Annotated in this window: 24 protein-coding genes, 1 tRNA gene and 3 pseudogenes; 6 read left to right on the forward strand and 22 right to left on the reverse strand. The window is 59.0% G+C overall.

Annotated features, from left to right (window positions below):
• The first annotated feature begins 66 nt into the window (after positions 1 to 66).
• From PSH80_RS20285 to PSH80_RS20300, 4 genes are all read left to right on the forward strand, one after another.
• Positions 67 to 1,443 carry an L-serine ammonia-lyase gene (locus PSH80_RS20285; protein ID WP_057960516.1) on the forward strand — a complete coding sequence of 459 codons (1,377 nt, stop codon included), beginning with the start codon at positions 67 to 69 and terminating at the stop codon, positions 1,441 to 1,443.
• Between the two features lie 39 nt (positions 1,444 to 1,482).
• Positions 1,483 to 2,607, forward strand: a complete 1,125-nt coding sequence (gcvT, locus tag PSH80_RS20290) for a glycine cleavage system aminomethyltransferase GcvT (protein ID WP_169959664.1) — start codon at positions 1,483 to 1,485, stop codon at positions 2,605 to 2,607.
• A gap of 388 nt (positions 2,608 to 2,995) precedes the next feature.
• Entirely contained in the window at positions 2,996 to 3,208 is a 213-nt protein-coding gene (locus PSH80_RS20295) for a cold-shock protein (RefSeq protein ID WP_029241865.1), read from the forward strand.
• Between the two features lie 96 nt (positions 3,209 to 3,304).
• A complete protein-coding gene (locus PSH80_RS20300) occupies positions 3,305 to 3,793 on the forward strand; it encodes an RDD family protein (RefSeq protein WP_029300279.1) in 489 nt (162 codons plus the stop codon).
• Positions 3,794 to 3,928: 135 nt separating this feature from the next.
• Here PSH80_RS20300 and nadA read toward each other — a convergent pair whose 3' ends face one another.
• Positions 3,929 to 4,987, reverse strand: coding sequence for a quinolinate synthase NadA (nadA, locus tag PSH80_RS20305; protein WP_029300280.1), 1,059 nt, complete (start codon positions 4,985 to 4,987; stop codon positions 3,929 to 3,931).
• 220 nt (positions 4,988 to 5,207) lie between these two features.
• Entirely contained in the window at positions 5,208 to 6,098 is an 891-nt protein-coding gene (locus PSH80_RS20310) for a LysR family transcriptional regulator (protein WP_057440005.1), read from the reverse strand.
• Between the two features lie 108 nt (positions 6,099 to 6,206).
• On the opposite strand from PSH80_RS20310, the gene lldD reads away from it, so the two are divergent.
• On the forward strand, positions 6,207 to 7,349 hold the full coding sequence (lldD, locus tag PSH80_RS20315; RefSeq protein WP_120734006.1) for an FMN-dependent L-lactate dehydrogenase LldD: 1,143 nt from the start codon (positions 6,207 to 6,209) through the stop codon (positions 7,347 to 7,349).
• Between the two features lie 10 nt (positions 7,350 to 7,359).
• On the opposite strand, the gene PSH80_RS20320 is transcribed toward lldD, so the two are convergent.
• Both PSH80_RS20320 and PSH80_RS20325 read right to left on the reverse strand, forming a co-directional pair.
• Entirely contained in the window at positions 7,360 to 8,052 is a 693-nt protein-coding gene (locus PSH80_RS20320) for an RES family NAD+ phosphorylase (RefSeq protein ID WP_057960519.1), read from the reverse strand.
• Positions 8,046 to 8,450 carry an antitoxin Xre-like helix-turn-helix domain-containing protein gene (locus PSH80_RS20325; protein WP_057440007.1) on the reverse strand — a complete coding sequence of 135 codons (405 nt, stop codon included), beginning with the start codon at positions 8,448 to 8,450 and terminating at the stop codon, positions 8,046 to 8,048. The genes PSH80_RS20320 and PSH80_RS20325 overlap by 7 nt, the downstream gene beginning before the upstream one ends.
• A 206-nt stretch (positions 8,451 to 8,656) precedes the next feature.
• Between PSH80_RS20325 and PSH80_RS20330 the strand changes: the two genes are divergently transcribed.
• Positions 8,657 to 9,463, forward strand: coding sequence for a hypothetical protein (locus PSH80_RS20330; protein WP_186625470.1), 807 nt, complete (start codon positions 8,657 to 8,659; stop codon positions 9,461 to 9,463).
• 223 nt (positions 9,464 to 9,686) lie between these two features.
• Here PSH80_RS20330 and PSH80_RS20335 read toward each other — a convergent pair.
• The 18 genes and pseudogenes from PSH80_RS20335 to PSH80_RS20420 form a co-directional block, all read right to left on the reverse strand.
• A tRNA-Lys gene (locus tag PSH80_RS20335) sits at positions 9,687 to 9,762 on the reverse strand.
• Positions 9,763 to 9,825: 63 nt separating this feature from the next.
• The gene (gene queC, locus PSH80_RS20340) at positions 9,826 to 10,515 is read right to left on the reverse strand and encodes a 7-cyano-7-deazaguanine synthase QueC (RefSeq protein ID WP_057960521.1); all 690 of its coding nucleotides are present in this window, start codon (positions 10,513 to 10,515) and stop codon (positions 9,826 to 9,828) included.
• Between the two features lies 1 nt (position 10,516).
• Positions 10,517 to 11,168: pseudogene (queE, locus tag PSH80_RS20345) on the reverse strand (7-carboxy-7-deazaguanine synthase QueE).
• Positions 11,169 to 11,333: 165 nt separating this feature from the next.
• Positions 11,334 to 12,149, reverse strand: coding sequence for a tol-pal system protein YbgF (ybgF, locus tag PSH80_RS20350; protein ID WP_305418097.1), 816 nt, complete (start codon positions 12,147 to 12,149; stop codon positions 11,334 to 11,336).
• Positions 12,150 to 12,155: 6 nt separating this feature from the next.
• Positions 12,156 to 12,656 carry a peptidoglycan-associated lipoprotein Pal gene (gene pal, locus PSH80_RS20355; protein WP_029300299.1) on the reverse strand — a complete coding sequence of 167 codons (501 nt, stop codon included), beginning with the start codon at positions 12,654 to 12,656 and terminating at the stop codon, positions 12,156 to 12,158.
• A gap of 55 nt (positions 12,657 to 12,711) precedes the next feature.
• A complete protein-coding gene (gene tolB, locus PSH80_RS20360; protein WP_154220440.1) occupies positions 12,712 to 13,992 on the reverse strand; it encodes a Tol-Pal system beta propeller repeat protein TolB in 1,281 nt (426 codons plus the stop codon).
• 17 nt (positions 13,993 to 14,009) lie between these two features.
• Positions 14,010 to 15,083 (reverse strand): cell envelope integrity protein TolA, encoded by a 1,074-nt coding sequence (tolA, locus tag PSH80_RS20365; RefSeq protein WP_057960523.1) that lies wholly within the window; start codon positions 15,081 to 15,083, stop codon positions 14,010 to 14,012.
• Positions 15,083 to 15,535: a protein TolR gene (gene tolR / locus PSH80_RS20370; RefSeq protein ID WP_162473200.1), complete on the reverse strand. Its 453-nt coding sequence runs from the start codon at positions 15,533 to 15,535 to the stop codon at positions 15,083 to 15,085. Before tolR ends, tolA begins: the two co-directional genes overlap by 1 nt.
• A 23-nt stretch (positions 15,536 to 15,558) precedes the next feature.
• The gene (tolQ, locus tag PSH80_RS20375; RefSeq protein WP_029300305.1) at positions 15,559 to 16,254 is read right to left on the reverse strand and encodes a protein TolQ; all 696 of its coding nucleotides are present in this window, start codon (positions 16,252 to 16,254) and stop codon (positions 15,559 to 15,561) included.
• Between the two features lies 1 nt (position 16,255).
• Entirely contained in the window at positions 16,256 to 16,711 is a 456-nt protein-coding gene (gene ybgC, locus PSH80_RS20380) for a tol-pal system-associated acyl-CoA thioesterase (RefSeq protein WP_057441374.1), read from the reverse strand.
• Positions 16,712 to 16,849: 138 nt separating this feature from the next.
• Positions 16,850 to 17,908: a Holliday junction branch migration DNA helicase RuvB gene (gene ruvB / locus PSH80_RS20385; protein ID WP_029300308.1), complete on the reverse strand. Its 1,059-nt coding sequence runs from the start codon at positions 17,906 to 17,908 to the stop codon at positions 16,850 to 16,852.
• A pseudogene (gene ruvA, locus PSH80_RS20390) lies at positions 17,909 to 18,521 on the reverse strand (Holliday junction branch migration protein RuvA). It lies immediately after the preceding gene.
• A 63-nt stretch (positions 18,522 to 18,584) separates the two neighbouring features.
• Positions 18,585 to 19,110: pseudogene (ruvC, locus tag PSH80_RS20395) on the reverse strand (crossover junction endodeoxyribonuclease RuvC).
• A 158-nt stretch (positions 19,111 to 19,268) separates the two neighbouring features.
• Entirely contained in the window at positions 19,269 to 20,015 is a 747-nt protein-coding gene (locus PSH80_RS20400) for a YebC/PmpR family DNA-binding transcriptional regulator (RefSeq protein ID WP_038442836.1), read from the reverse strand.
• Between the two features lie 135 nt (positions 20,016 to 20,150).
• A complete protein-coding gene (gene aspS, locus PSH80_RS20405; RefSeq protein ID WP_057960524.1) occupies positions 20,151 to 21,926 on the reverse strand; it encodes an aspartate--tRNA ligase in 1,776 nt (591 codons plus the stop codon).
• A 110-nt stretch (positions 21,927 to 22,036) separates the two neighbouring features.
• Positions 22,037 to 22,258 carry an FmdB family zinc ribbon protein gene (locus PSH80_RS20410; protein ID WP_057441377.1) on the reverse strand — a complete coding sequence of 74 codons (222 nt, stop codon included), beginning with the start codon at positions 22,256 to 22,258 and terminating at the stop codon, positions 22,037 to 22,039.
• 162 nt (positions 22,259 to 22,420) lie between these two features.
• On the reverse strand, positions 22,421 to 22,771 hold the full coding sequence (locus PSH80_RS20415) for a ribbon-helix-helix domain-containing protein (RefSeq protein WP_057441379.1): 351 nt from the start codon (positions 22,769 to 22,771) through the stop codon (positions 22,421 to 22,423).
• A gap of 192 nt (positions 22,772 to 22,963) precedes the next feature.
• Entirely contained in the window at positions 22,964 to 23,437 is a 474-nt protein-coding gene (locus tag PSH80_RS20420) for a Dps family protein (protein WP_029300319.1), read from the reverse strand.
• Positions 23,438 to 23,524 lie beyond the last annotated feature (87 nt).

The following is a 23,524-nucleotide window of genomic DNA, read 5'->3' on the forward strand; positions in this document are numbered from 1 at the left end:
GCTCCCACAGTGATCGCATTGCGCAGAACAGCTTGCTTCCAATAATAAGAAACCGGAGAACAACTCATGTCTTTAAGCGTGTTCGACCTGTTCAAGATTGGCATCGGCCCCTCCAGTTCCCACACCGTTGGCCCGATGCGTGCCGCCGCCCGCTTCGCCGAGGGCCTCAAGCGGGACGACCTGTTGCACGCCACCACCTGCGTCAAGGTGGAACTCTACGGTTCACTCGGCGCCACCGGCAAAGGCCACGGCAGTGACAAGGCCGTGCTGCTGGGCCTGGAAGGTGAACACCCGGACACCGTCGACACCGAAACCGTGGCCGCGCGCCTGGTGCAGATGCGCGGCGACGCTCGCTTGAACCTGCTCGGTGAACACAGCATTGCGTTCAACGAGAAAGAACACCTGGCGATGATTCGCAAACCCCTCGCCTACCACCCCAACGGCATGATCTTTCGTGCGTTTGACGCAGCCGGCATCCAGATCCGCAGCCGTGAGTACTACTCGGTGGGCGGTGGTTTTGTGGTGGATGAAGACGCGGCCGGCGCCGACCGGATCGTCGAAGACGCCACGCCCCTGACCTTCCCTTTCAAGCACGCCAAGGATTTGCTTGGCCATTGCACCACCTATGGGCTGTCCATCAGCCAGGTGATGCTGACCAACGAAAGCGCCTGGCGCCCGGAAGCCGAGACCCGCAGCGGCCTGCTGAAGATCTGGCAAGTCATGCAGGACTGCGTGGCGGCCGGCTGTCGCAATGAAGGCATCCTACCCGGTGGCTTGAAGGTCAAGCGCCGTGCGGCCGCGCTGCATCGCCAGTTGTGCAAGAACCCGGAATCGGCGCTGCGCGACCCGCTGTCGGTGCTGGATTGGGTCAACCTGTATGCCCTGGCGGTCAACGAAGAAAACGCCAACGGCGGGCGCGTGGTCACGGCGCCCACCAACGGTGCCGCCGGGATTGTGCCGGCGGTGTTGCATTACTACATGCGCTTTATCCCCGGCGCCAATGAGGACGGGGTGGTGCGCTTCCTGCTGACCGCCGCGGCCATCGGCATCCTCTACAAAGAAAACGCCTCGATCTCCGGGGCTGAGGTCGGCTGCCAGGGCGAAGTGGGCGTGGCCTGTTCCATGGCCGCCGGAGCCTTGTGTGAAGTGCTGGGCGGCACCGTCTCCCAGGTGGAGAACGCCGCCGAAATCGGCATGGAGCATAACCTCGGCCTGACCTGCGACCCGATTGGCGGCCTGGTGCAGGTGCCCTGCATCGAGCGCAATGCCATGGGTTCGGTGAAGGCGATCAATGCGGTGCGCATGGCCTTGCGCGGTGATGGGCAGCACTTCGTGTCCCTCGACAAGGTGATCCGCACCATGCGCCAGACCGGCGCCGATATGAAAAGCAAATACAAGGAAACCGCCCGTGGCGGTTTGGCCGTCAACATTATCGAGTGCTGATGCTTATAAACGCGCCAGCACGTTTTTCAGGAGCTGAATATGTCCACCGAAACCCTGTTGAAAACCCCGCTGCACGCCCTGCACCTTGAACTGGGCGCACGCATGGTGCCGTTCGCCGGTTATGACATGCCGGTGCAATACCCCCTGGGCGTGATGAAAGAACACCAGCACACCCGTGAACAGGCCGGGTTGTTTGATGTGTCGCACATGGGCCAGATCCGCCTGACCGGGTCCAACGCCGCCAAGGCCCTGGAAACCCTAGTGCCGGTGGATATCATCGACCTGCCCGTGGGCATGCAGCGCTACGCCATGTTCACTAACGACCAGGGCGGCATCCTCGATGACCTGATGGTCGCCAACCTGGGTAACGACGAGCTGTTTCTGGTGGTCAACGCCGCCTGTAAGGATCAAGACCTGGCGCACCTGCGCCAGCATCTGGGCGACCAATGCCAGATCGAGCCACTGTTTGAAGAACGTGCCCTGCTGGCCCTGCAAGGCCCGGCAGCGGTGAAAGTGCTGGCGCGCCTGGCGCCGGAAGTGACCAAGATGACCTTTATGCAGTTCGCACCCCTGCGCCTGCTGGGGGTCGAGTGCTACGTCAGCCGTTCCGGCTATACCGGCGAAGACGGTTTTGAGATCTCGGTGCCTGCGGCCAGTGCCGAAAGCCTGGCCCGTAGCCTCCTGGCCGAAACTGAAGTCGAAGCTATCGGCCTCGGCGCCCGCGACTCCCTGCGCCTGGAAGCCGGGCTGTGCCTCTATGGCCACGATATGAACACCGAGACCACGCCGATTGAAGCCAGCCTGCTGTGGGCGATTTCCAAGGCCCGTCGCGCCGATGGCGCGCGTGCCGGGGGCTTCCCGGGGGCAGATCGGATTTTCACCCAGCAGCAAACCGGCGTCAGCCGCAAGCGCGTTGGCCTGCTGCCCCAGGAACGCACCCCGGTCCGTGAAGGCGCCGAGATTGTCGATGAACACGGCACCGTGATCGGCCGTGTGTGCAGCGGCGGCTTTGGCCCGAGCCTCGGCGGCCCGCTCGCCATGGGCTACCTCGACACGGCCTTTACCGCGCTGGAGAGCGAAGTCTCTGCATTAGTGCGTGGGAAAAAGGTGCCACTTCGTGTAAGTAAAATGCCATTCGTGCCACAACGTTACTACCGTGGCTGATCGACTGTTCCTATAAGTAACGCGGTTGTGTTCATTTGCACTAATCTGTAACGCAACCGCCATAAAACAGTGCACTGACGATAGTCAATGTTATATCGATTAACCTATAACAAGTGACCCACGCTATCGAATAACACAGTGCCGCAATGTTGACCGAAGTGTCATGAAGGCGAGTAAATACGTGGCTTGCAGAGGGCTTGTTTTTTCTGTGTTAGTTGTCGTAGAGTTTGCCCACTGTGTTTGCATGGGTCGCTTTGAACCTGGACCTGGGCAGTAGCCAAAGTTTGCTACAACCCGTTCGACGTCTCTTACTTTCCTGCAACCCAGCCCAGTACTCTTTCAGGTGAAAGGGGCTGTCATTAATTTTTAGCGTCAAGGAAATAAGAAAATGGCTGAACGTCAGAGCGGTACCGTCAAGTGGTTTAACGACGAGAAAGGTTTTGGTTTTATCACTCCAGAAAGCGGTGCGGATCTGTTCGTGCATTTCCGCGCTATCCAGGGCAACGGTTTCAAGAGCCTGAAAGAAGGCCAGAAAGTGACCTTCATCGCCGTGCAGGGCCAGAAAGGCATGCAGGCTGACGAAGTACAAGCAGAAGCCTGATCCTTACTGCGACAAAAAGCCTCTGATGGTGACATCAGAGGCTTTTTTATGTGCGTTTGTCCGTAAAATGGCTTTTTTCCTCCAGAGAGCCGAGCCATGTCGAAACACCTGCTAAGCCCCCAAGGCGAATTCCCCGCCGTTGGCCTGGGCCGTCGTCTGGCAGCGATGTTCTATGACTTCCTGTTGTGTACCGCCCTGCTGATCGTCACCGCCTTCCTCTATAAGCTGGTGTGGATCGCCTTTGTCGGTGAAGCGAAGATGCGCACGCTCTCGGAGTCCGGCGCCCTGGACGGTGATCCGTTACTGTCGACGATTCTGTTTTTTGTGCTGTTTGGCTTCTTCGCCAAGTTCTGGACCCATTCCGGACAGACCCTGGGCATGCAGGTGTGGGGCGTACGTGTGCAGAATGCGGACGGCTCGCGCATCAGCCTGTGGCAGGCGCTGTTGCGTTTTGTGGTGTCGATTGCGTCGTGGTTGTGCGCGGGGCTGGGGTTTATCTGGTCGCTGGTGGACAAGAAACAGCGGGCCTGGCATGACATCTATTCGGACACGCAATTGGTGCGGATCCCGAAGAAAAAGAAATAGCCCCAGGCCAATAAGATCCAAATGTGGGAGCGGGCTTGCCCGCGAGGGCGGTGTGTCAGTCGATACATGTGCAGACTGATCCACCGCTATCGCGGGCAAGCCCGCTCCCTCATTTTTTACTGCATCAGCCGTGAATCAGGCGTTGCCCGCAAGCTTCAGGCGGGCCGCCTGGGTAAAGTCCAGCATGCGCTTGAGTGGGCGCACGGCATGGGGGATCAAGGACGGCTCGACGAAGATCTCGTTGCTGCCTTCCCGCAGGCATTGCAACGTGCGCTCCAGGGTATTCATCGCCATCCACGGGCAGTGCGCACAGCTGCGGCACGCCGCGCCGTTACCGGCGGTTGGCGCTTCGACAAACACCTTGTCCGGGCACAGTTGCTGCATCTTGTAGAAAATGCCGCGGTCAGTGGCGACGATAAACGTCTTGTTCGGCAAGCGCTGCGCCGCCGCAATCAACTGGCTGGTGGAACCCACCGCATCGGCCAACTCGATGACCGAGGTCGGTGACTCCGGGTGTACCAGGATCGCTGCGTCCGGGTACAGCGCCTTCATGTCTTCCAACTGCTTGGACTTGAACTCCTCGTGGACGATGCAGGCACCGTCCCACAGCAGCATGTCGGCACCGGTCTGGCGCTGGATATAGGTGCCCAGGTGCTTGTCCGGGCCCCAGATAATGGTCTCGCCGTTATCCATCAGGCTTTCGACGATTTCCAGGGCGCAACTGGAGGTCACCACCCAATCGGCACGGGCCTTGACCGCCGCCGAGGTGTTGGCATACACCACCACGGTGCGTTCCGGATGCTGGTCGCAGAACGCCGAGAACTCTTCCACCGGGCAACCCAGGTCCAGGGAGCATGTGGCTTCCAGGGTCGGCATCAGGATGCGCTTTTCGGGGGTGAGGATTTTCGCTGTCTCGCCCATAAAGCGCACGCCGGCGACCAGTACGGTCTTGGCCGGGTGGGCGGCGCCGAAGCGGGCCATTTCCAGGGAGTCGGAAACGCAGCCACCGGTTTCTTCGGCCAGGGCCTGAATCACCGGGTCACAATAGAAGTGCGCCACCAGCACCGCGTCTTGAGCCTTGAGCTCGGCAGCAATGGCAGAACGTAAGCTTGCCTCTTGCTCGGCACTGAGCACCTTGGGCTGCTTGGCATCGAGGTGGGCTTGGACCAGAAGGCGTTCGGAAATTTGCGTCATGTTCGCAAGACCTGCAGGCGCAGTTGCGCGAAAGTCGAGTGTACCACCGGCTCCGGAGCCCTTCGGGCGCCGCCGGACGAAGTGATTGTGTTCATCAAGCACGGGTTAAGGTGAAGCTGCGCAAGGCTACAGAATATCGAATGGATTCAAAAGCCTAATATGCCGCAAAACGCCTACCCGGCGGGAGCATACGGGTGATATCCCGCGACATTGGCATCGTTTAGGGCGCAGGGACATTGCCCATTTCCCTGGCCAGGTCCAACCAGGCTCGTGCAGCCGGCGGCAGATGAGCATTGCGCCGCCAGGTCAAAGCAATATGCCAGTCGGTCTGAGGCTCATCCAGGGCAATCAGGGCAATGCCGGCATGCAAGTGTTTGTAGGCCAGCATGCGCGGCAGGAAGGCGACTCCCAGGCCCGCGCCCACCAGGTCGACGATAAAGTCGATCTGGGCGCTGCGCACCGAAACCTTCGGCGATACACCGCGACGCTCGCAGGCGGAAAGAATGATGCGGTTCAAGGCAAAACCGGCTTCGAACAGTATGAATGGCGAGTCGGACAGGTCGGAAAAATCCACACTCTCACGCCCGGCCAATGGATGGCTGCTGGGCAGGACGACCATCAGCGGCTCGACGCGCACGTCCTGATACTCAAACTCGCCCTCCACCGGCACCAGTAGCGCAGCCACATCCACCTCCCCCGCTTGCAGGCACTCGCCCAGCTTCTTGCTGCCGTGCTCGATCAGCTCAATCTCTATCTGTGGGTAACGCTGGCGGTACACTGCAAACATCGCCGCAAACAATTCACCACTGCCCACCGGCGGCAAGCCAATGCGCAATACGCCACGCTTGAGCCCCAGCAGGTCGTTGATCTCGGCGACCAAGTCACTGCGCTCGGCGAGCAACACCAGGGCGCGGCGGTAGGCAATTTCACCGGCTGCTGTCAGTTCGCTCTTATGGCCGATACGACTGAACAACGGCGTGCCCAACTCTTCTTCAAGGGTCTTGACCGCTTTGCTGACGCTCGATTGGGTAAGCGAAACCATCTCGGCCGCCTGTGAGAAACTGCCTTGGCGCACCACTTCGACAAAGGCTCGCAGCGTTCGCAGGTTCATGACTATTCCATTTGCGACTTGAATGAAGTTGTAAAAGTTGTTTTTACCATGAAATGCCTTTGACTATCCTCCACCCACCGTTTTCTTTATTCCGGGGCCTCACTGTTCATGATCATTTCGTCCGCATCGGATTACCGCGAAGCCGCACGCCGCAAACTGCCGCGTTTCCTGTTCGACTATATTGACGGTGGCGCGTACGCCGAGCACACCCTCAAGGCCAACAGTTCGGACCTGGCAGACATCAGCCTGCGCCAGCGTGTCCTGCGCAACGTCGAGAGCCTGAGCCTGGAGACCACGCTGTTCGACCAACCGCTGGCGATGCCGGTGGTCATGAGCCCGGTAGGCCTGACCGGCATGTTTGCCCGACGCGGGGAAGTCCAGGTGGCCAACGCGGCGGCCAATAAAGGGGTGCCGTTTTGCCTGTCGACCGTGTCGGTGTGCCCGATCGAGGAAGTAGCGTCGCAGACGGCGCAATCGATCTGGTTTCAACTGTATGTGCTGAAAGACCGCGGCTTCATGAAAAACGCCCTGGAGCGTGCGCAAGCCGCCGGGGTGAAAACCCTGGTGTTTACCGTCGACATGCCCACCCCCGGCGCCCGCTACCGTGATGCCCATTCCGGCATGTCCGGCCCGTACGCCGCCCAGCGGCGCATGTTGCAGGCCGTGACCAAACCGGCCTGGGCTCTTGATGTAGGGCTGATGGGCCGCCCCCACGACCTGGGCAATATCTCCAAATACCTGGGCAAACCGACCCACCTTGAAGACTACATCGGCTGGCTCGCTACCAACTTCGACCCTTCCATCAGCTGGAAAGACCTGGAGTGGATCCGCGAGTTCTGGAAGGGCCCGATGATCATCAAGGGCATCCTCGACCCACAGGACGCCAAGGACGCGGTGAGTTTCGGCGCCGACGGCATCGTCGTGTCCAACCACGGCGGCCGCCAGCTCGATGGCGTGTTGTCCACCGCCAAGGCTCTGCCTGAGATTGCCCAGGCGGTTGGCAGCGACCTCACGGTGCTGGTGGACTCCGGGGTGCGTTCGGGGCTGGACGTGGTGCGCATGCTCGCCCTCGGCGCCCGTGGCGTATTGCTGGGACGAGCGCCTGCCTATGCGCTGGCTGCCGATGGCCAGCGCGGTGTAGAGAATCTGCTGGATATCTTTGCCAAGGAAATGCGCGTGGCCATGACCCTGACCGGGGTTACGTCGATTGCGCAGATTGATGAGTCAATCCTGGTGCGCGGGCAGATCTGACCCGCCAGCCTCAGGCTTCGCTGATTTTGCTGACACTGGTGATCTGTCCATTCCAGACCATCTCGTAATGGGCGGCCTGGACAATCGACGACACCGGCCTGGGTGTCAGCAACGCCCAGCAGTGATCGCCTTCTGAGCGCACCGACAGGTAACGAAGGCCGGGACAACCGGCCTTCTTTAGCGCGCCCCCCAAGCGCTGGGCGTGGCTGTAGTCGTCAGGGTCGTAGATCGGATCGCTCATCGGCACCGACGTCGCATCCTTCATGGCGTCGCCGGCAAAGGTGCAAGACAGCCCACGAAAAACAAAGCGCTCATAGTTAAGGCCATGAACTCCGGACCAATACTGGTTCTGGTGATAACGCACTTCTGCCAGTGCCGTCTCGACCGTGGCCGCCAGGTACAGCACGCCAAAATCACCCGCGCTGAAACGCGATCCGCCCGGATTGACGTGGGTGAACGGGGCAATGGCGTAGGAACATCCCACGATCCCGAAGGGGATTTCCCTACGGGGTATCAGCTCGATCCGACCGACCTCATTACCCAGTCGTGGGTTGGTCAGGGCCTGGATCTGATAGAGCGCCTCAAACTCGTCGGCATCCGCCACATCGTCAAACAACGCAATCGGCGGGAATTTGGAATTGACCAGGCGATGGGCGTGCAACAGCCCGCTGGGCAAATCGCCCAACTGGCTCACCTTCACCATTGCGCACCACGCAACACGTCAATACGGCGGAAGGTCTCGTACAGGGAAATCATATCGCCCTGGGCCATAACCTCGAGGGGCGAGCGCCCGTTGAAAAACGCGTTGTCGTTGGCCATCGCCGCAAAGCCGTACACGTTCTCGGGGTTATCGAACACCATGCGCAGCGTGGCGTGGATGTTCAGCACAAAGCTGATGCGCTGCATCTGGTCGGCATCCAGGCTCACCGACCACGCGGCATCGCGCTGCCGCGCACGGGTATAAGTGCTGCGCGAGATACGCAGGATGCGACAGGCCTGGTCGCTGCTGGCCTGCCATTTTTCCAGGATGCCCACGGCCGCCCGGAGTCCGGCGACACATTGCTCCCGGGTGAAGGGCTGTGCTTGAAGGGCTAGGCTCATGGTTGCCACCTCGGAATTAATCTATAGATTCAAATATAGACAACATGAGTCTGCAGAGCAAACCAGCGCTGGATAAACGTCAGCGATTACAACCAAAACCATCAGCAGTGTGGTTTTTGTATTTCGAATCGCACTTTACCGCCTGATGGGTGAGAATGGTTCCCGTCTACCTCTTCCCAATCTCTTTGTGCACGAGCCCCCAAGAAATGGAATTCAACGCGCCTTCTTCGTCCCGCTGGCTCCTGGCCTTGTTCGGTGCAAGCCTGCTGTCACTGTCCGGCTGCCAGAGCCACACCCCCGAACAGGCGGCAGCCTCAGCGGCAGCACAGCTGCAACAAAAAGACGAAAAATTCGTCACTACGTTCCAAACGATATTGCGCAGCTATGCCCTGGCCGCCAATGAACAGGAACTGACGGGGGTGATGAATATGATCCTGACCGTCGATGCACAGAACCACGTAGTGGACTGCTCAGCCAAACGCGGAACCCTGCTGCCCAACGAGGGCCACAACAACCTGCGCCAGGCCAAGCTGGCCAAACTGGTCACCGAACTGTGCTGGACCACCTTGTTTCCCGAAGTCTCGCCCAAGGTCTTCGCCGATGCCAAGGACACCCAAGAGATTATCGCCCCCATGGTGTTCACCCCTCTGATTGGGCTTTCGGAAGAACAGCAACAACTGCAGAAAAAGCGCATCGACCTCTACCGGCAGATCCGCTTCTTCCGTGAGCAATTGTTTGTCGGGCATGACCCCCAGAGTATTGGCGTCGCGAGCTTCCACTTCATCGCCGATGCCCAGGGCAAAGTGAGTGAGTGCATGGTCAACCTGAATCAAAGCCCGTACCGCTCACAAGGCTTCAAGGTAGATAGCGCGTTGCAGCAGCGCCTTGTCACGCAGTGCAAACGACTGGACTTGCGACAGATGCAGGGGTTTGCCAACTACCCTCAAGGCCTGCCCCAGGGTTACGTGGAGGTGGACTACAGCCCTTGGATGAATGGAGCCAAGCAGCTTTGAGCCTAGGGTTGCGGCGCGGTTCAGGGGCAGCCGAAGCCCATCTTCAGCCGATCGACATCAACCCACCCACGAAATGAATGGTCGCCGCAGACGGCTGCCTGTCTAACCGGCAAGCAGCACGTCACGCTGCCAGAGAGCCCTGCGCGTGCTTTTGCACCAGGCAAAAAAAAACCCGGAAATCCTCACTTGCGTGGGCCTTCCGGATTTTCTAAACCGCCAAAAATGGTGGGTCGTGTGGGATTCGAACCTACGACCAATTGGTTAAAAGCCAACTGCTCTACCAACTGAGCTAACGACCCGCTGTGTGGTGGCGCGTATAATACTGATTTCTAAGGATTATTCAACACCTTATTTTAAATAAATCAGAAATAACGCGTTGGGTCAGTAATTCCGGCCGCTTGGAAGCCTTCAGCGCGCAGGCGGCAGCTGTCACATTTCCTACAGGCACGACCATCATTGTCCGCCTGGTAGCAGGAAACAGTCAGCGAGTAGTCGACACCCAGCCTTACACCCGCCTTCACGATATCCGCCTTGCTCAGGTTTTGCAGCGGCGCCTGGATACGGAAGCCGTGGCCTTCTACGCCGGCCTTGGTCGCCAGGTTGGCCATACGCTCGAACGATTCGACGAACTCTGGGCGGCAGTCCGGGTAGCCGGAGTAGTCCACGGCGTTGACGCCGATAAAGATGTCACGGGCGTTGAGCACTTCTGCCCAGCCCAGGGCCAGCGAGAGGAACACGGTGTTACGGGCCGGCACATAGGTGACCGGAATGCCCTCTGTGGGCGCCTCAGGCACGTCGATGGTGTTGTCGGTCAAGGCCGAGCCGCCAATGCCATTGAGGTTCAGGCCGATTACCTTGTGCTCCACCACACCGAGGTCGCGGGCAACCCGGGCGGCGGCGTGCAACTCGGCATGGGAACGCTGGCCGTAGTCGAAGCTCATGGTGTAGCAGCTGTAACCCTCGGCACGGGCCATCGCCACCACGGTGGCGGAGTCAAGGCCGCCGGACAGCAGGATTACCGCACGTTTTTGATCAGTCGTTTGTTCAGTCATTTCAGCGTCCCGGCTCGTCATTCCAAAGGTATTTATGCAGCTGCAATTGCAGGCGCACCGGCAGGTTGTCCGCAACCACCCAATCAGCGAGGTCGCGAGCGTTCAAGTCATGGTGGCTTGGAGAGAACAACACCTCGCCGGCGCGTCGGTCCAGGCCGTACTGGATCAGCTTGGAGTTGGCCCAGTCATAGTCGTCCCGCGAACAAATGACGAACTTGACCTGGTCGTTGGCCGTCAGCAGCTCGATGTTCTCATAACGGTTGCGATGCGCCTCCTTGGAGTCCGGGGTTTTCAAGTCAACCACTCGGCTGACGCGAGGATCGACCGCGGAAATGTCCAGGGCACCACTGGTTTCCAGCGACACTTCGTAACCGGCGTCACACAGTTGCTTGAGCAAAGGAATGGCATTGGGCTGGGCCAGGGGCTCGCCGCCTGTCACGCAGACGTAGCGCGGCCGGAAGCCTGCAACCTGCTCCAGGATGTCGTCGAGGGTACGAATGGTGCCGCCGCTGCTGAAGGCGTAGGCGCTGTCACAGTACTGGCAGCGCAGCGGGCAGCCAGTGAGGCGCACAAATACTGTGGGCAGGCCGGCAGTGCGCGTTTCACCCTGTAACGAGTAAAAAAACTTCGGTGATGCGTAATGTGTCTTGCATAGTCGCCACGGGCGTAACAGCTAAACAGGCTGTCCGCCTCCGTCAGGCACTTCATGGGATCCCGGCAAAGCGTGAACCCCAAAAAGCGTATTTCATAAAAGGGCGTGGATTCTAACGAAAAAACCCGCGACAGGCGCGGGTTTCTTCCAAGCGGGACAGCACTGCTTACAAACGCTGCAAATCGCGCTGAGCCAACTGGGCAGCAGAGGTCCCAGGATATTGGGCCACTACTTGCTGCAGAATGCCTTTGACCTTGTCGGTATGACCCAGGCGGCGCTCTACGTCAGCCAGTTTGTACAACGAATCAGGCACCTTGGCATGCTTGGGGTAAAGCTGGCTGACCTTGGCAAACGCCTGGCCTGCACCTTGCAAATCACCCTTGGCCAGGTTGACCTCACCCAACCAGTACTGGGCGTTGCCCGCGTACTGGCTGTTTGGATAACGTCCCAGGAAAGCGGTGAACGCTTTGCTGGCCCTGTCGAAATCCTTGGCTTTGATCAGGTCGAAGGCTGCATCGTAATACAGCTTTTCCTTGGCCGGATCAGTCGGTTCACTGCTGGCCGCTGGGGCCTGGGCGGCTGCACCACCGGCGGCGCTTGCAGCGCCACCGGCAGAAGAATTCTCAGGAGTCGCGGCAGGTGTAACGCCGGTTCCTATACGCCGATCAAGATCCTGGTATCGCTCCAGGCCTTCTTGCTTCAGGCGGTTCACTTCATTTTGCAGAACCTCAATCGCACCTTGTTGCTGTGCCAATTGATCCTGCATGCGTTGCAGCTGGTTGAACAGCTCGCCCTGTGCCGAGGGAGCGGCAGTAACCGCTCCCCCTGCATAGGCGCCGTTCGTGCCATAACCTGCTGGTGGATAACTACTCCCACTATTGTTATAGCCAGAGTTGCTATCTTCCACGGGAACCGCAGCCCACACCGCAAGCGGTGCGAGGCTGAGAGCCAATACGGTTACTACACGACGGCACGTTCGCATGACGAATTACTTACGCAGTTCGACGCGACGGTTTTGAGCCCAGGATTGCTCGTCGTTGCCGGTAGCAACTGGACGCTCTTCACCGTAGGAAACCAGTTCCAGCTGAGCTGGGGAAACACCTTGCAGTACCAGGTAGCGCTGAACGGCTTTCGCACGACGCTCGCCCAGTGCCATGTTGTACTCACGAGTACCACGTTCGTCGGTGTTGCCTTCCAGAACAACGCGAGCGCCGTTACCTTTCAGGTCTTTCGCGTGAACGTCCAGAGCGCGCATGGCTTCTGGCTTCAGGTCCGAACTGTCGTATTCGAAGTAGAAAGTGGTGATTGCGCGCAGAGCAGCTTCTTCGCTCAGGGAGCCGTCAACTGCACCAGTGTTAGCGCCGTAACCAGCGTTTGGATCAACAGCTGCGCCTTCACCGGCATTGTCGCCGCCTTTAGACGAGCAACCAACGGCTACGGACAGAGCCAGAGCCAGAGCAGCAAACTTACCAAACTTCAGCATTTCCATCGTGAAACTCCTAATGAACCCCAGTGTGTTAAGTACTTCTTTTTGTAGCGCCGCGTCAGTTCAGGTAAGGGGACCAGGATGGTTCTCTGACTTCGCCTTGTGCGGTAGGAAGCGGGAGCCTTACGCGTCCATTAATGGACACGAGCATCAAGACTCCCCGGCCCTGCTGGCGGGTGGCGTAGATTACCATGGTGCCGTTGGGCGCAACAGTAGGCGACTCATCAAGAGTGCTATCTGTGAGGATTTTTACGCTTCCGCGCTGCAAATCCTGGGCCGCCACCTTGAAATTAGTGAAACCATCCTGGCGATGGATCATTACCAGGGTCTTTTCATCAGCCGAAAGCTTCGGATTGGCGTTGTAGTTACCGATAAAGGTCACACGCTCCGCACCGCCACCGCCAACACTGCTCTTATAGATCTGCGGTTTGCCGCCACGGTCTGAAGTGAAGTAGATGGTCGAACCATCCTTGCCCCAGAACGGTTCGGTGTTGATGCCAGGACCGGAAGTGACGCGGGTGATCTGGCGCGAACCGAGGTTCATCACGTAGATATCCGGGTTACCGTCCTTGGACAGCACGAATGCCAGGCGATTGCCATCCGGCGACCAGGCTGGCGCGCCGTTCAGGCCCTCGAAGTTGGTGATCTGCTCACGGCGACCGGTATCAATGTGCTGAACGAAGATGCGCGGACGCTTCTGTTCAAACGACACGTAGGCGATACGCTTGCCATCCGGGGCAAAACGCGGCGACAGGATTGGCTCGCGCGATTGCAACAGAGTCACTGCACGGGCACCGTCGTAGTCCGAACGTTGCAGGGTGTAGCGGGTGTTGTTCACCGAGAAACGCTCAGCCGTCACGTACAGGATGCGGGTGGAGAACGCACCTTTGATACCGACCAGTTTCTCGAACGATTGGTCGGCGATGTAGTGCGCCATGTCCCGCAGTTGGTCGACGCTGCCCGATACGCTACCGGTCAGCACTTGCTGCTCGGTGGCCACGTTGAACAGGGCGTATTGCACCTGCAAGCGACCGCCTGCTGGAACAATGCTACCGACCATCAGGTACTGGGCGCCCAGGGCTTTCCAGTCACGGTAGATCACTTCGCTACCTTGGGTCGGCTGGCTGATCATGTTCTGTTTCGGAATTGGCGCGTAGTAACCCGAGTTGCGCAGGTCATTACCAATGATTTCCGCCATATCGTCCGGCAGCACGCTGCCGCCCTGCCAGCCAAACGGTACAACCGCAATCGGAGTGGCCCGATCGCTACCGCTGGTTACCAGGATGTTCTTTTCATCCGCCGCCGCTATCCCTGCCATGCAGCAAATAACGACAAGCATTCCTCGAAGAAGGTTTCTCACAAGGCTAGATCCTCAGGTGTGAATGTCATCTTGAATGAACGATAGGGAGCGAAGTCGCTTGGTTTCATTCCCTGCATCTCGGTCAGCCGGCCAATATTCTTGACCGCTGCAACCGCCGAACTGTCGAACGAACCATCGCCACTGGACTTGGCCACGCTGACCGAAGTCACCGTACCGTCCGGCAACATGCCGATCTGCAGCACGACTGTCATGCCTTTGCGTGCCGAAGGTGGACGTGTCCAGCCTTCCGCTGCGCGCGCGCGAATCAGATCGTCGAAACTGCCTGCGACTTCATCACCACGTTCATCGGCCAAGGCCTGTTGACGTTGCGGCGTGTCGGAAAGCAAATCTGCCAGGGCCTGGGCCTTTTTATCTTCGGCGGATTTGCGCGCTGCTTCCTGGGCCTTTTTCTTGGAGGCGTCGGCGGCAGCTTTCTTCTTCGCGTCGTCGGCGATTTTCTTCTTCGCCTCGTCTGCTGCAGCTTTTTTCTTGGCGTCTTCGGCGGCTTTCTTCTTCGCGTCTTCGACTATCTTCTTCTTGGCTTCTTCAGCGGCCTTTTTCTTGGCCTCTTCTTCAGCCGCTTTCTTGGCTTCTTCTTCAGATTTCTTCTTGGCTATATCAGCCAATTGTTTCTCTTCGGCTTTTTTGGCTTCGGCAGCTTTCTCGGCTTTCTTGGCTTCATCAGCCTTTTTCGCCTCGTCGGCCTTCTTCGCTTCGTCAGCCTTTTTCGATTCCTCGGCCTTTTGAGCCGCCTCGTCTTTCTTTTGTTCCGCAGCAGCCTTCACCGCTTCCTGCTCGACCTTCTTCTGTTCCATCTGTTCGACTTCAGTCTGGCGCGCAGCCGACTTCTGGGCCTCACCCGCAATCTTCTGATTGGTCTGGGTGGTGGCCTGACTTTTCGATTTCAGCTGATACAGGGTCGCCTGCACGATCGGCTTGGCTGGCGGCAGCTCCGGGGTCATGGCAAAGCTGACAAACAGCATGCCAAACACCAGAACGTGCAGGGCTATTGCCCAGACGCTAGGCCAGAAGAAGCTTTCCGAGGCGGACGGCTCTCGCTGTTGCTGCATCAGGGCGCCTCGGTAATCAAGCCAACATTACCGACCCCGGCTTTCTGCAGCCCACCCATGGCGCCCATGACGGAGCCATAGTCGACCGACTTGTCACCGCGGATGAACACCTGGGTGTGCTTGCCGCCTTCGTTGCCGGCGCGGATGATTTTGGTCACAGCGTCGGTCATTTGCGGCAAGGTCATGGCCTTGTCCTGCTGCTTCTGGGTATCGACTTCGCTGCCAAGGTTCCAGTAATAGGTCTTGTCAGCCTTGATCGAAATGGTCAGGACCTGGGTGTTGTTGTCCTGCGGCAAGGCTTCGCTGGAAACCTTGGGCAGATCAACTTTCACCCCCTGATTGAGCATCGGCGCGGTCACCATGAAGATCACCAGCAGCACCAGCATCACGTCGATGTAAGGCACTACGTTCATCTCGGCGACCGGCTTGCGCTTTTTGCGAGCTCGAGCGATTAAAGCCATTGGGAATTACCTGCTTATTCTTCGCTGGTGTGCACTTTACGGTGCAGGATCGCCTGGAATTCATCGGCGAAGGTGTAGTAACGGCCAATCAGGGTTTCGCTGGTGGCGGCGAAACGGTTGTAGGCGATTACTGCGGGGATTGCAGCGAACAGGCCGATGGCAGTGGCGATCAGCGCTTCGGCGATACCCGGGGCCACGGTGGCCAGGGTCGCTTGCTGGGCCGTTGCCAGGCCACGGAAGGAGTTCATGATGCCCCATACGGTACCGAACAGGCCGATATACGGGCTGACCGAACCGACGGTGGCCAGAAATGGCAGGCTCTGCTCGAGTTTTTCTTCCTCACGGGAGATCGCTACGCGCATCGCACGGGCCACGCCTTCCATGACGGCTTCCGGGTCAACGCCGGACTGCTGGCGCAGGCGGGAGAATTCCTTGAAGCCAGCGCGGAAGATCTGCTCGACGCCCGAATCCGGGTCCGGGTTGCTGCCCGCCTGGCGATACAGCTTGGACAGGTCGATACCCGACCAGAAGCGCTCTTCGAAGCTCTCCAGGGCACGTCGACCGGCACGCAGCAGGTTGCTGCGCTGAAAAATCATGACCCATGAGGTAACCGATGCGGCTACCAGGGTCAGCATGACCAGTTGAACCACGACACTGGCATTGCTGACCAGGCTCCACATGGAGGAATGGTCGACGACGGTAGGTTCCACGCTAAATCTCCTGCTTTGATTGTTGACCCGCGCCGCTCACGTTGGCAAAGGCCGCACGTAGAGTTTCGGGAATGGCCCTGGGTTTCAAACTGTTGGTGCGCACACACGCCACCAGGAACTGCCCCTCACAGAGCAGCGTTGCATCCGTTGCCCGCCTGACCTGCTGTTTAAAGCGCAGGCTGACACGGTTCAATTCGATTACTTCCGCGCTGACCAGCAATTCATCGTCCAGTCGCGCCGGCGCGTAGTAACGGGCCTCGCTGGAATGCACGACAAATAACAGGTCCTCCCCTGCCAGCTGGGATTGGGCAAAGCCCAGCTCCCGTAGCCGCTCGGTTCGAGCCCGCTCCATGAACTTTAGATAATTGACGTAATACACGATGCCGCCCGCATCGGTGTCCTCGTAATAAACGCGACAGCGATGTGCGAACGACTGATCCCCGTTTTGCGCGCGCATACTCTAGTGCTTACTCCTCAGGTTGCCAATCCGGCCAGGCAACTGTTTTTCATTCTCTGCAGCATTTCTAACGAAAGAATGACGACGCCAGCCACTAGGACAGCACAAACGTCGAATAAATCGACCCGCCATACCTTTTTAATCGTCCACTGCATCGAGGAATTCGTCTACCACAGGCATCTCCCCCAATCGTGACGGAATGTTTAACCCAAAGTGCAAATACGCATGGCGCGTGACCACGCGGCCCCTCGGCGTGCGCATGATGTAACCCTGTTGAATCAGGTACGGCTCCAGCACATCTTCGATGGTATGGCGCTCCTCACTGATCGCCGCCGCCAGGCTGTCCACGCCCACTGGCCCGCCATCGAACTTCTCGATCATGGTCAACAGCAGGCGCCGGTCCTGGTGGTCAAAGCCATGTTCATCGACATCCAGCAGGTTCAGCGCCAGGTCGGCCACGGCCTTGGTGATATGCCCCTTGGCCCGCACTTCGGCAAAATCGCGCACCCGCCGCAGTAAGCGGTTGGCGATCCGCGGCGTGCCACGCGCCCGACGGGCAATCTCGAAGGCACCCTCAGGGTCCAGCGGCAAGCCGAGAATCCCAGCCGAACGACTGACAATCGTCGCCAGATCGGCAGTGCTATAAAACTCTAGACGTTGAACAATGCCGAAACGGTCTCGCAACGGGTTGGTCAGCATGCCGGCACGGGTGGTGGCGCCGACCAGAGTGAAGGGTGGCAGGTCGAGCTTGATCGAGCGCGCCGCCGGCCCTTCGCCAATCATGATATCCAGCTGGAAATCTTCCATGGCCGGGTACAGCACTTCTTCGACGATGGGCGACAGCCGGTGGATTTCGTCGATGAACAGCACATCATGGGGTTCAAGGTTGGTCAGCAACGCAGCCAGGTCACCGGGGCGCTCCAGCACCGGACCGGAGGTGCTCTTGATCGACACCCCCATTTCCTGGGCGATGATATTGGCCAGGGTGGTCTTGCCCAGCCCCGGCGGACCGAAGATCAACGTATGGTCCAGGGACTCGGCACGCCCGCGCGCCGCCTGGATGAACAGCTCCATCTGCTCACGCACAGTGGGCTGGCCGATGTAGTCGGCAAGGCTCAGGGGGCGGATGGCCCGGTCCTGGACCTCTTCACGGTCGCGAGGGCCGGTGGCCGCAATCAGACGATCAGCTTCAATCACTTAAATCATTCCCTTCAGGGCTCGGCGGATCATGTCTTCAGCGCTCAGGTTCTTGTCCTTGATGGCCGACACTGCCTTGCTGGCTTCCTGCGGCTTGTAGCCCAGGGAGATCAGCGCATTGACGGCATCGCTTTCGGCACTGGCGACCTGGGCCGCCGGCATATCCGGCTGGTTCGGCACCAGGGCAAACATGCTTGGCACCACTTCCCAGGCTTTGAAGCGGTCCTTGAGCTCCACCAACAGGCGCTCAGCGGTTTTCTTACCGACCCCCGGCACCTTGGTCAGCGCCGAGGTGTCCTGGGCCGAAACGGCACGTACCAGTTCGTCCACTTCCAGGCTCGACATCAAGGCCAGGGCCAGTTTCGGGCCCACACCATTGAGGCGGATCAGCTCACGGAAGAAGTCACGGTCACGCTTGCCGATGAAACCATAGAGTAGTTGCGCGTCTTCGCGCACCACCAGATGGGTGTGCAAGGTTATCGGCTCACCGACCGACGGTAGGCGGTACAGGGTGGTCATGGGCACTTCCAGCTCATACCCCAGCCCGTTTACATCCAGAATCAGGTGCGGCGGCTGTTTCTCAGCCAGGGGTGCCGCGCAAGCGTCCAATCACGGTTCAGATCCTTAAAGCTTGAGGTCAGATCGAGGCCCGACCATAACGATTGCGCTGATGCTATCAGAGACGCAGGCGCCCGCCACGACTGCGTGCCGTGCCAAGGCCATGGGGGCAGCAGGCTGGAACGGGTATGGGCATGGCAAATGGCAATGGCCAGGGCGTCAGAGGCGTCGATCTGTGGCTTGGAGGTGAGTTTGAGCATATGCATGACCATCATCTGCACCTGCTCTTTATTCGCCGCGCCGGTACCGACCACCGCCTGCTTGACCTGGGTCGCGGTGTATTCGGCGATTTCCATGCCCTCCTCCGCCCCGGCAACAATCGCAGCGCCCCGGGCCTGGCCCAGTTTCAAGGCCGAGTCGGCATTTTTGGCCATGAACACCTTTTCAATGCCCATGGTCACCGGCCCGTAGGTCTGGATCACTTCACGCACGCCGCGATAGACGATCTGCAAACGCTCGGCCAACTCGCCGGCGCCGGTGCGGATACAACCCGACGCCACGTAGACGCAGCCACGCGGGGTCTGCTGCACCACGCCAAAGCCGGTGATGCGTGAACCGGGGTCGATACCTAGGATTAAAGTCATAACGCCTGCAGGTTGGGTAAACACATTTTTTGATACAGCGAAGATCCAATGTGGGAGCGGGCTTGCTCGCGGAAGCGGTGTTTCAGTCAACGCATGGACTGACTGACAGACCGCTTTCGCGAGCAAACCCGCTCCCACATTTTGGTCTACACCAGCCTTCAGACTAGCTGTGCGGCCACGTCTTCTGGAATGTCGGCGTTGGAGTAGACGTTCTGCACATCATCCAGGTCTTCAAGCATATCCAGCATCTTGAGCACCTTCTGCGCGCCGTCCAGGTCCAGTTCGGCACTGGTGGTCGGCAGCATGACGATTTCCGCGTCGGTGCCCTTGAAACCAGCGGCTTCCAGGGCGTTACGCACCGCGTAGAAGCCGGCAAACGAGGTAAACACGTCGATGGAGCCGTCTTCGTTGGTCACCACGTCGTCGGCATCCGCCTCCATCGCGGCTTCCATCAGCGCATCTTCATCCGTACCCGGCGCAAAGGTAATCTGCCCCTTGCGCTCGAACAGATAGGCCACCGAGCCATCCGTGCCGAGGTTACCGCCACACTTGCTGAACGCATGGCGCACGGCTGCCGCAGTACGGTTGCGGTTGTCGGTCATGCACTCGACCATCACCGCGACGCCGCCCGGGCCGTAGCCTTCGTAGGTCAGCTCGACCATGTCGTCGGTATCCGCCGCACCGGCGCCACGGGCCACGGCACGGTCGATGATGTCGCGACTCATGTTGGCGCCCAGGGCCTTGTCCAGCGCCAGGCGCAGGCGCGGGTTGGAGCCCGGATCACCGCCACCCTGGCGGGCAGCAACCGTCAGTTCACGAATCCACTTGGTGAAGATCTTGCCTTTTTTGGCATCCTGACGCTCTTTGCGGTGCTTGATGTTCGCCCACTTGGAATGGCCAGCCATAACACAACTCCGAAATTCTCTAGAAACCTTTCAATCCCGCCCCAGGCGAGATTTCCCTCTTTTAAACGCAAAGGCGCATCCGAAGATGCGCCTTTTTGACTGCGTACAACGTTATCGCGCTTTCACGCCGCAGCCTTACTCAGCCTTCGGCGCCTCGCGCAGACGGATGTGCAGCTCGCGCAGTGCCTTGGCATCCACCACACCTGGAGCCTGGGTCATGACGTCCGCAGCACTCTGGGTTTTCGGGAAGGCAATCACTTCACGGATCGACTGGGCACCGGTCATCAGCATCACCAGGCGGTCAAGGCCGAAGGCCAGGCCACCGTGGGGTGGAGCACCGTATTTCAGGGCATCGAGCAGGAAGCCGAACTTCTCTTCCTGTTCCGCTTCGTTGATGCCCAGCAGGCGGAACACCGACTGTTGCATCTCCTTACGGTGGATACGGATCGAACCGCCGCCCAACTCAGTACCGTTGAGCACCATGTCGTAGGCACGGGACAACGCGCCGGCCGGGTTGGCTTCCAGCTCCTGTGGCGTGCACTTGGGTGCGGTGAACGGGTGGTGCAGGGCGCTGAAGCTGCCGTCGTCGTTTTCTTCGAACATCGGGAAGTCGACAACCCACATCGGGGCCCACTTGCAGGTCAGCAGGTCGAGGTCGTGACCCAGCTTGATCCGCAGCGCGCCCAGGGCTTCGCTGACGATCTTGGCCTTGTCGGCACCGAAGAACACGATATCGCCATCGACTGCGCCAACGCGATCGAGGATCACATTGAGCTTGTCTTCCGGGATGTTCTTGACGATTGGCGACTGCAGGCCTTCAACACCCTTGGCGCGCTCGTTGACCTTGATGTACGCCAGGCCCTTGGCACCGTAGATACCCACGAACTTGGTGTAGTCGTCGATCTGCTTGCGCGGCATGCTCGCGCCGCCTGGCACACGCAGTGCGGCGATGCGGCATTTCGGGTCGTTGGCCGGGCCGCTGAACACCTTGAAGTCGACTTCCTTGAGCTGGTCGGCAACGTCAACCAGTTCCAGCGGGTTACGCAGGTCTGGCTTGTCGGAACCGTAGCGGCGCATGGCCTCTTCGAAGGTCATGTGCGGGAACTCGCCGAATTCCAGACCCAGCACTTCCTTGAACAGGTTGCGGATCATTTCTTCGGTCAGGCCCATGATCTCTTTTTCATCGAGGAAACTGGTCTCGATGTCGATCTGGGTGAATTCCGGCTGGCGGTCGGCGCGCAGGTCTTCGTCGCGGAAGCACTTGGCGATCTGGTAGTAACGGTCGAAGCCGGCGACCATCAGCAGTTGCTTGAACAACTGTGGCGATTGCGGCAAGGCGAAGAAGCTACCGGCGTGGGTACGGCTTGGCACCAGGTAGTCACGTGCGCCTTCTGGCGTAGCGCGGGTCAGGATCGGCGTCTCGACGTCGAGGAAGCCGTTCTCGTCCAGGAAGCGACGGATGCTGGTGGTCATGCGCGAACGCAGGCGCAGCTTCTCGGCCATTTCCGGGCGACGCAGGTCGAGGAAGCGATAACGCAGGCGGGTTTCTTCGCCAACGTCAGAGAACTCGTTGAGTGGGAACGGCGGGGTTTCCGACTCGTTCAGCACTTCCAGCTCGTAGCCCAGGACTTCGATCATGCCCGACGCCATGTTGGCGTTGGTGGCACCGGCCGGACGCAGGCGGACCTTGCCGGTGATTTTCACGACGTACTCGCTGCGCACGCGGTCGGCGGCGGCGAAGCTCTCGGCGCGATCCGGGTCGAATACCACCTGGGCCAGACCATCACGATCACGGATATCGAGGAAAATCACCCCGCCATGGTCGCGGCGACGGTGAACCCATCCGCAAAGGGTGATTTCCTGACCTTCCAGGGTCTCGTTCAGTTGGCCGCAATAGTGGCTGCGCATCATGGTAGTGGTTTCACTTCTCGTAATTCGAAATTCGGTGGAGTTCCTGCTCGGACACCGCACCTTTTAAGTCAGGCCACGGATAATGCAGGAGCTCGCGCGTAGAGTTCAACTCAGTCTGCTTTGTCGCCGCCCGCCAGATTCTTCTTGGCGCCGGTCTTGAAGTCGGTCTCGTACCAGCCGCTACCGCTCAGGCGAAAACCCGGCATGGACAGCATCTTTTTCAGCTCTGGGGCCTGGCAAGCAGGGCAATCGACCAACGGCGCGTCGCTGATCTTCTGAATGGCTTCCAACTGGTGACCACAGGAAGCGCATTGGTAATCGTACATGGGCATGGGATGTCTCGGCGATCACGTCATTGCTGCGCTGCGCCCGGGTAGAGCCGGTTGCGCAGCAAAGGGCGAGATTATATCCGTTAAATCGAGGCTGTGCAGCCGTGGCAACGTGCAACGCACTATATAGAAACACCCCTGCGGCTCCGGTCTCGGCTAACCCGGCTATATAAGGCCCGCCTGATTGACGGCTGAAGCCTGCCCTTTCAACGCATGAACCACACACACGACCCGGACCAGACCGCTGAAATTCTTCACCCCGCCATAACGCAAGTGCACCTCGCGATCCACGTAGGACAGCAACGCACTGACCGAACAGGTATTGATCCTGGCGATTTCGCCAAGAATATTCCAATACACTTCTTCAAGCCGCAGGCATGTTGAAAAACCATTCAACCGGACAGAGCGCGACAGTGGCCGTGCCAATGCCATATCGAACCCTTTGACGAAAGGGTCGATCTTTATCTTGTAGACGCCGGAAGTTTCCAGCACACCTTTACCCGTACTACGCGACATACACCTGACACTCCCTTGCCAAACGGCTCTTGAACAAACGGCTGTTATTGGCCGTTGAGCCTATAAAACATCAAGCAGGCAAGTGCAGCCAGAAGACGGAGAGTTGTTGTGCGTAGGACAAGCCAACGCAGGTATCAGGAAGCAATCAGCTGAAGCCAGTGGCGCCTGCCAGGCACCACTGGCCTGCGGTGCTTATTTGCCTTCGAGCAGCGAACGCAGCATCCAGGCGGTCTTTTCGTGGATCTGCATACGCTGGGTCAGCAAGTCCGCAGTCGGCTCATCGCTGACTTTATCAAGTAACGGGAAGATCCCACGTGCGGTGCGGGTAACAGCTTCCTGCCCATCGACAAGTTGCTTGATCATGTTTTCAGCACTGGGCACGCCTTCTTCTTCCTTGATCGAAGACAGACGGGCATAGATAGAGTAGGCACCCGGCGCAGGAAAGCCCAGGGCACGAATACGTTCGGCAATGGAGTCAACCGCCAGCGCCAGTTCGTTATATTGCTCTTCAAACATCAAGTGCAATGTACGAAACTGTGGCCCCGTGACGTTCCAATGAAAGTTATGGGTTTTCAGATAAAGTACATAGGTATCTGAAAGCAGCCGTGAAAGTCCGTCAACAATGGATTTACGATCTTCTTCGCTGATACCGATATCGATTGCCATGTCTATTCCCTTCAATTGATGAAAATTCATTGATCAGGTGCTTACCCACTCTAGCAAGAGTCCTCGCCTTGCGCAGCCCTACTGCCG

Origin of the sequence: Pseudomonas sp. FP818 (assembly GCF_030687335.1) — a bacterium.
GTDB classification, from domain to species: domain Bacteria; phylum Pseudomonadota; class Gammaproteobacteria; order Pseudomonadales; family Pseudomonadaceae; genus Aquipseudomonas; species Aquipseudomonas shahriarae.

Bases quoted from the DNA above. Each gene is read 5' to 3' on its own strand.
- PSH80_RS20285 (WP_057960516.1), top strand. From the start codon at position 67: ATGTCTTTAAGCGTGTTCGACCTGTTCAAGATTGGCATCGGCCCCTCC.
- gcvT (WP_169959664.1), top strand. From the start codon at position 1,483: ATGTCCACCGAAACCCTGTTGAAAACCCCGCTGCACGCCCTGCACCTT.
- PSH80_RS20295 (WP_029241865.1), top strand. From the start codon at position 2,996: ATGGCTGAACGTCAGAGCGGTACCGTCAAGTGGTTTAACGACGAGAAA.
- PSH80_RS20300 (WP_029300279.1), top strand. From the start codon at position 3,305: ATGTCGAAACACCTGCTAAGCCCCCAAGGCGAATTCCCCGCCGTTGGC.
- nadA (WP_029300280.1), bottom strand. From the start codon at position 4,987: ATGACGCAAATTTCCGAACGCCTTCTGGTCCAAGCCCACCTCGATGCC.
- PSH80_RS20310 (WP_057440005.1), bottom strand. From the start codon at position 6,098: ATGAACCTGCGAACGCTGCGAGCCTTTGTCGAAGTGGTGCGCCAAGGC.
- lldD (WP_120734006.1), top strand. From the start codon at position 6,207: ATGATCATTTCGTCCGCATCGGATTACCGCGAAGCCGCACGCCGCAAA.
- PSH80_RS20320 (WP_057960519.1), bottom strand. From the start codon at position 8,052: ATGGTGAAGGTGAGCCAGTTGGGCGATTTGCCCAGCGGGCTGTTGCAC.
- PSH80_RS20325 (WP_057440007.1), bottom strand. From the start codon at position 8,450: ATGAGCCTAGCCCTTCAAGCACAGCCCTTCACCCGGGAGCAATGTGTC.
- PSH80_RS20330 (WP_186625470.1), top strand. From the start codon at position 8,657: ATGGAATTCAACGCGCCTTCTTCGTCCCGCTGGCTCCTGGCCTTGTTC.
- queC (WP_057960521.1), bottom strand. From the start codon at position 10,515: ATGACTGAACAAACGACTGATCAAAAACGTGCGGTAATCCTGCTGTCC.
- ybgF (WP_305418097.1), bottom strand. From the start codon at position 12,149: ATGCGAACGTGCCGTCGTGTAGTAACCGTATTGGCTCTCAGCCTCGCA.
- pal (WP_029300299.1), bottom strand. From the start codon at position 12,656: ATGGAAATGCTGAAGTTTGGTAAGTTTGCTGCTCTGGCTCTGGCTCTG.
- tolB (WP_154220440.1), bottom strand. From the start codon at position 13,992: ATGCTTGTCGTTATTTGCTGCATGGCAGGGATAGCGGCGGCGGATGAA.
- tolA (WP_057960523.1), bottom strand. From the start codon at position 15,083: ATGCAGCAACAGCGAGAGCCGTCCGCCTCGGAAAGCTTCTTCTGGCCT.
- ybgC (WP_057441374.1), bottom strand. From the start codon at position 16,711: ATGCGCGCGCAAAACGGGGATCAGTCGTTCGCACATCGCTGTCGCGTT.
- PSH80_RS20400 (WP_038442836.1), bottom strand. From the start codon at position 20,015: ATGGCTGGCCATTCCAAGTGGGCGAACATCAAGCACCGCAAAGAGCGT.
- aspS (WP_057960524.1), bottom strand. From the start codon at position 21,926: ATGATGCGCAGCCACTATTGCGGCCAACTGAACGAGACCCTGGAAGGT.
- PSH80_RS20410 (WP_057441377.1), bottom strand. From the start codon at position 22,258: ATGCCCATGTACGATTACCAATGCGCTTCCTGTGGTCACCAGTTGGAA.
- PSH80_RS20415 (WP_057441379.1), bottom strand. From the start codon at position 22,771: ATGTCGCGTAGTACGGGTAAAGGTGTGCTGGAAACTTCCGGCGTCTAC.
- PSH80_RS20420 (WP_029300319.1), bottom strand. From the start codon at position 23,437: ATGGCAATCGATATCGGTATCAGCGAAGAAGATCGTAAATCCATTGTT.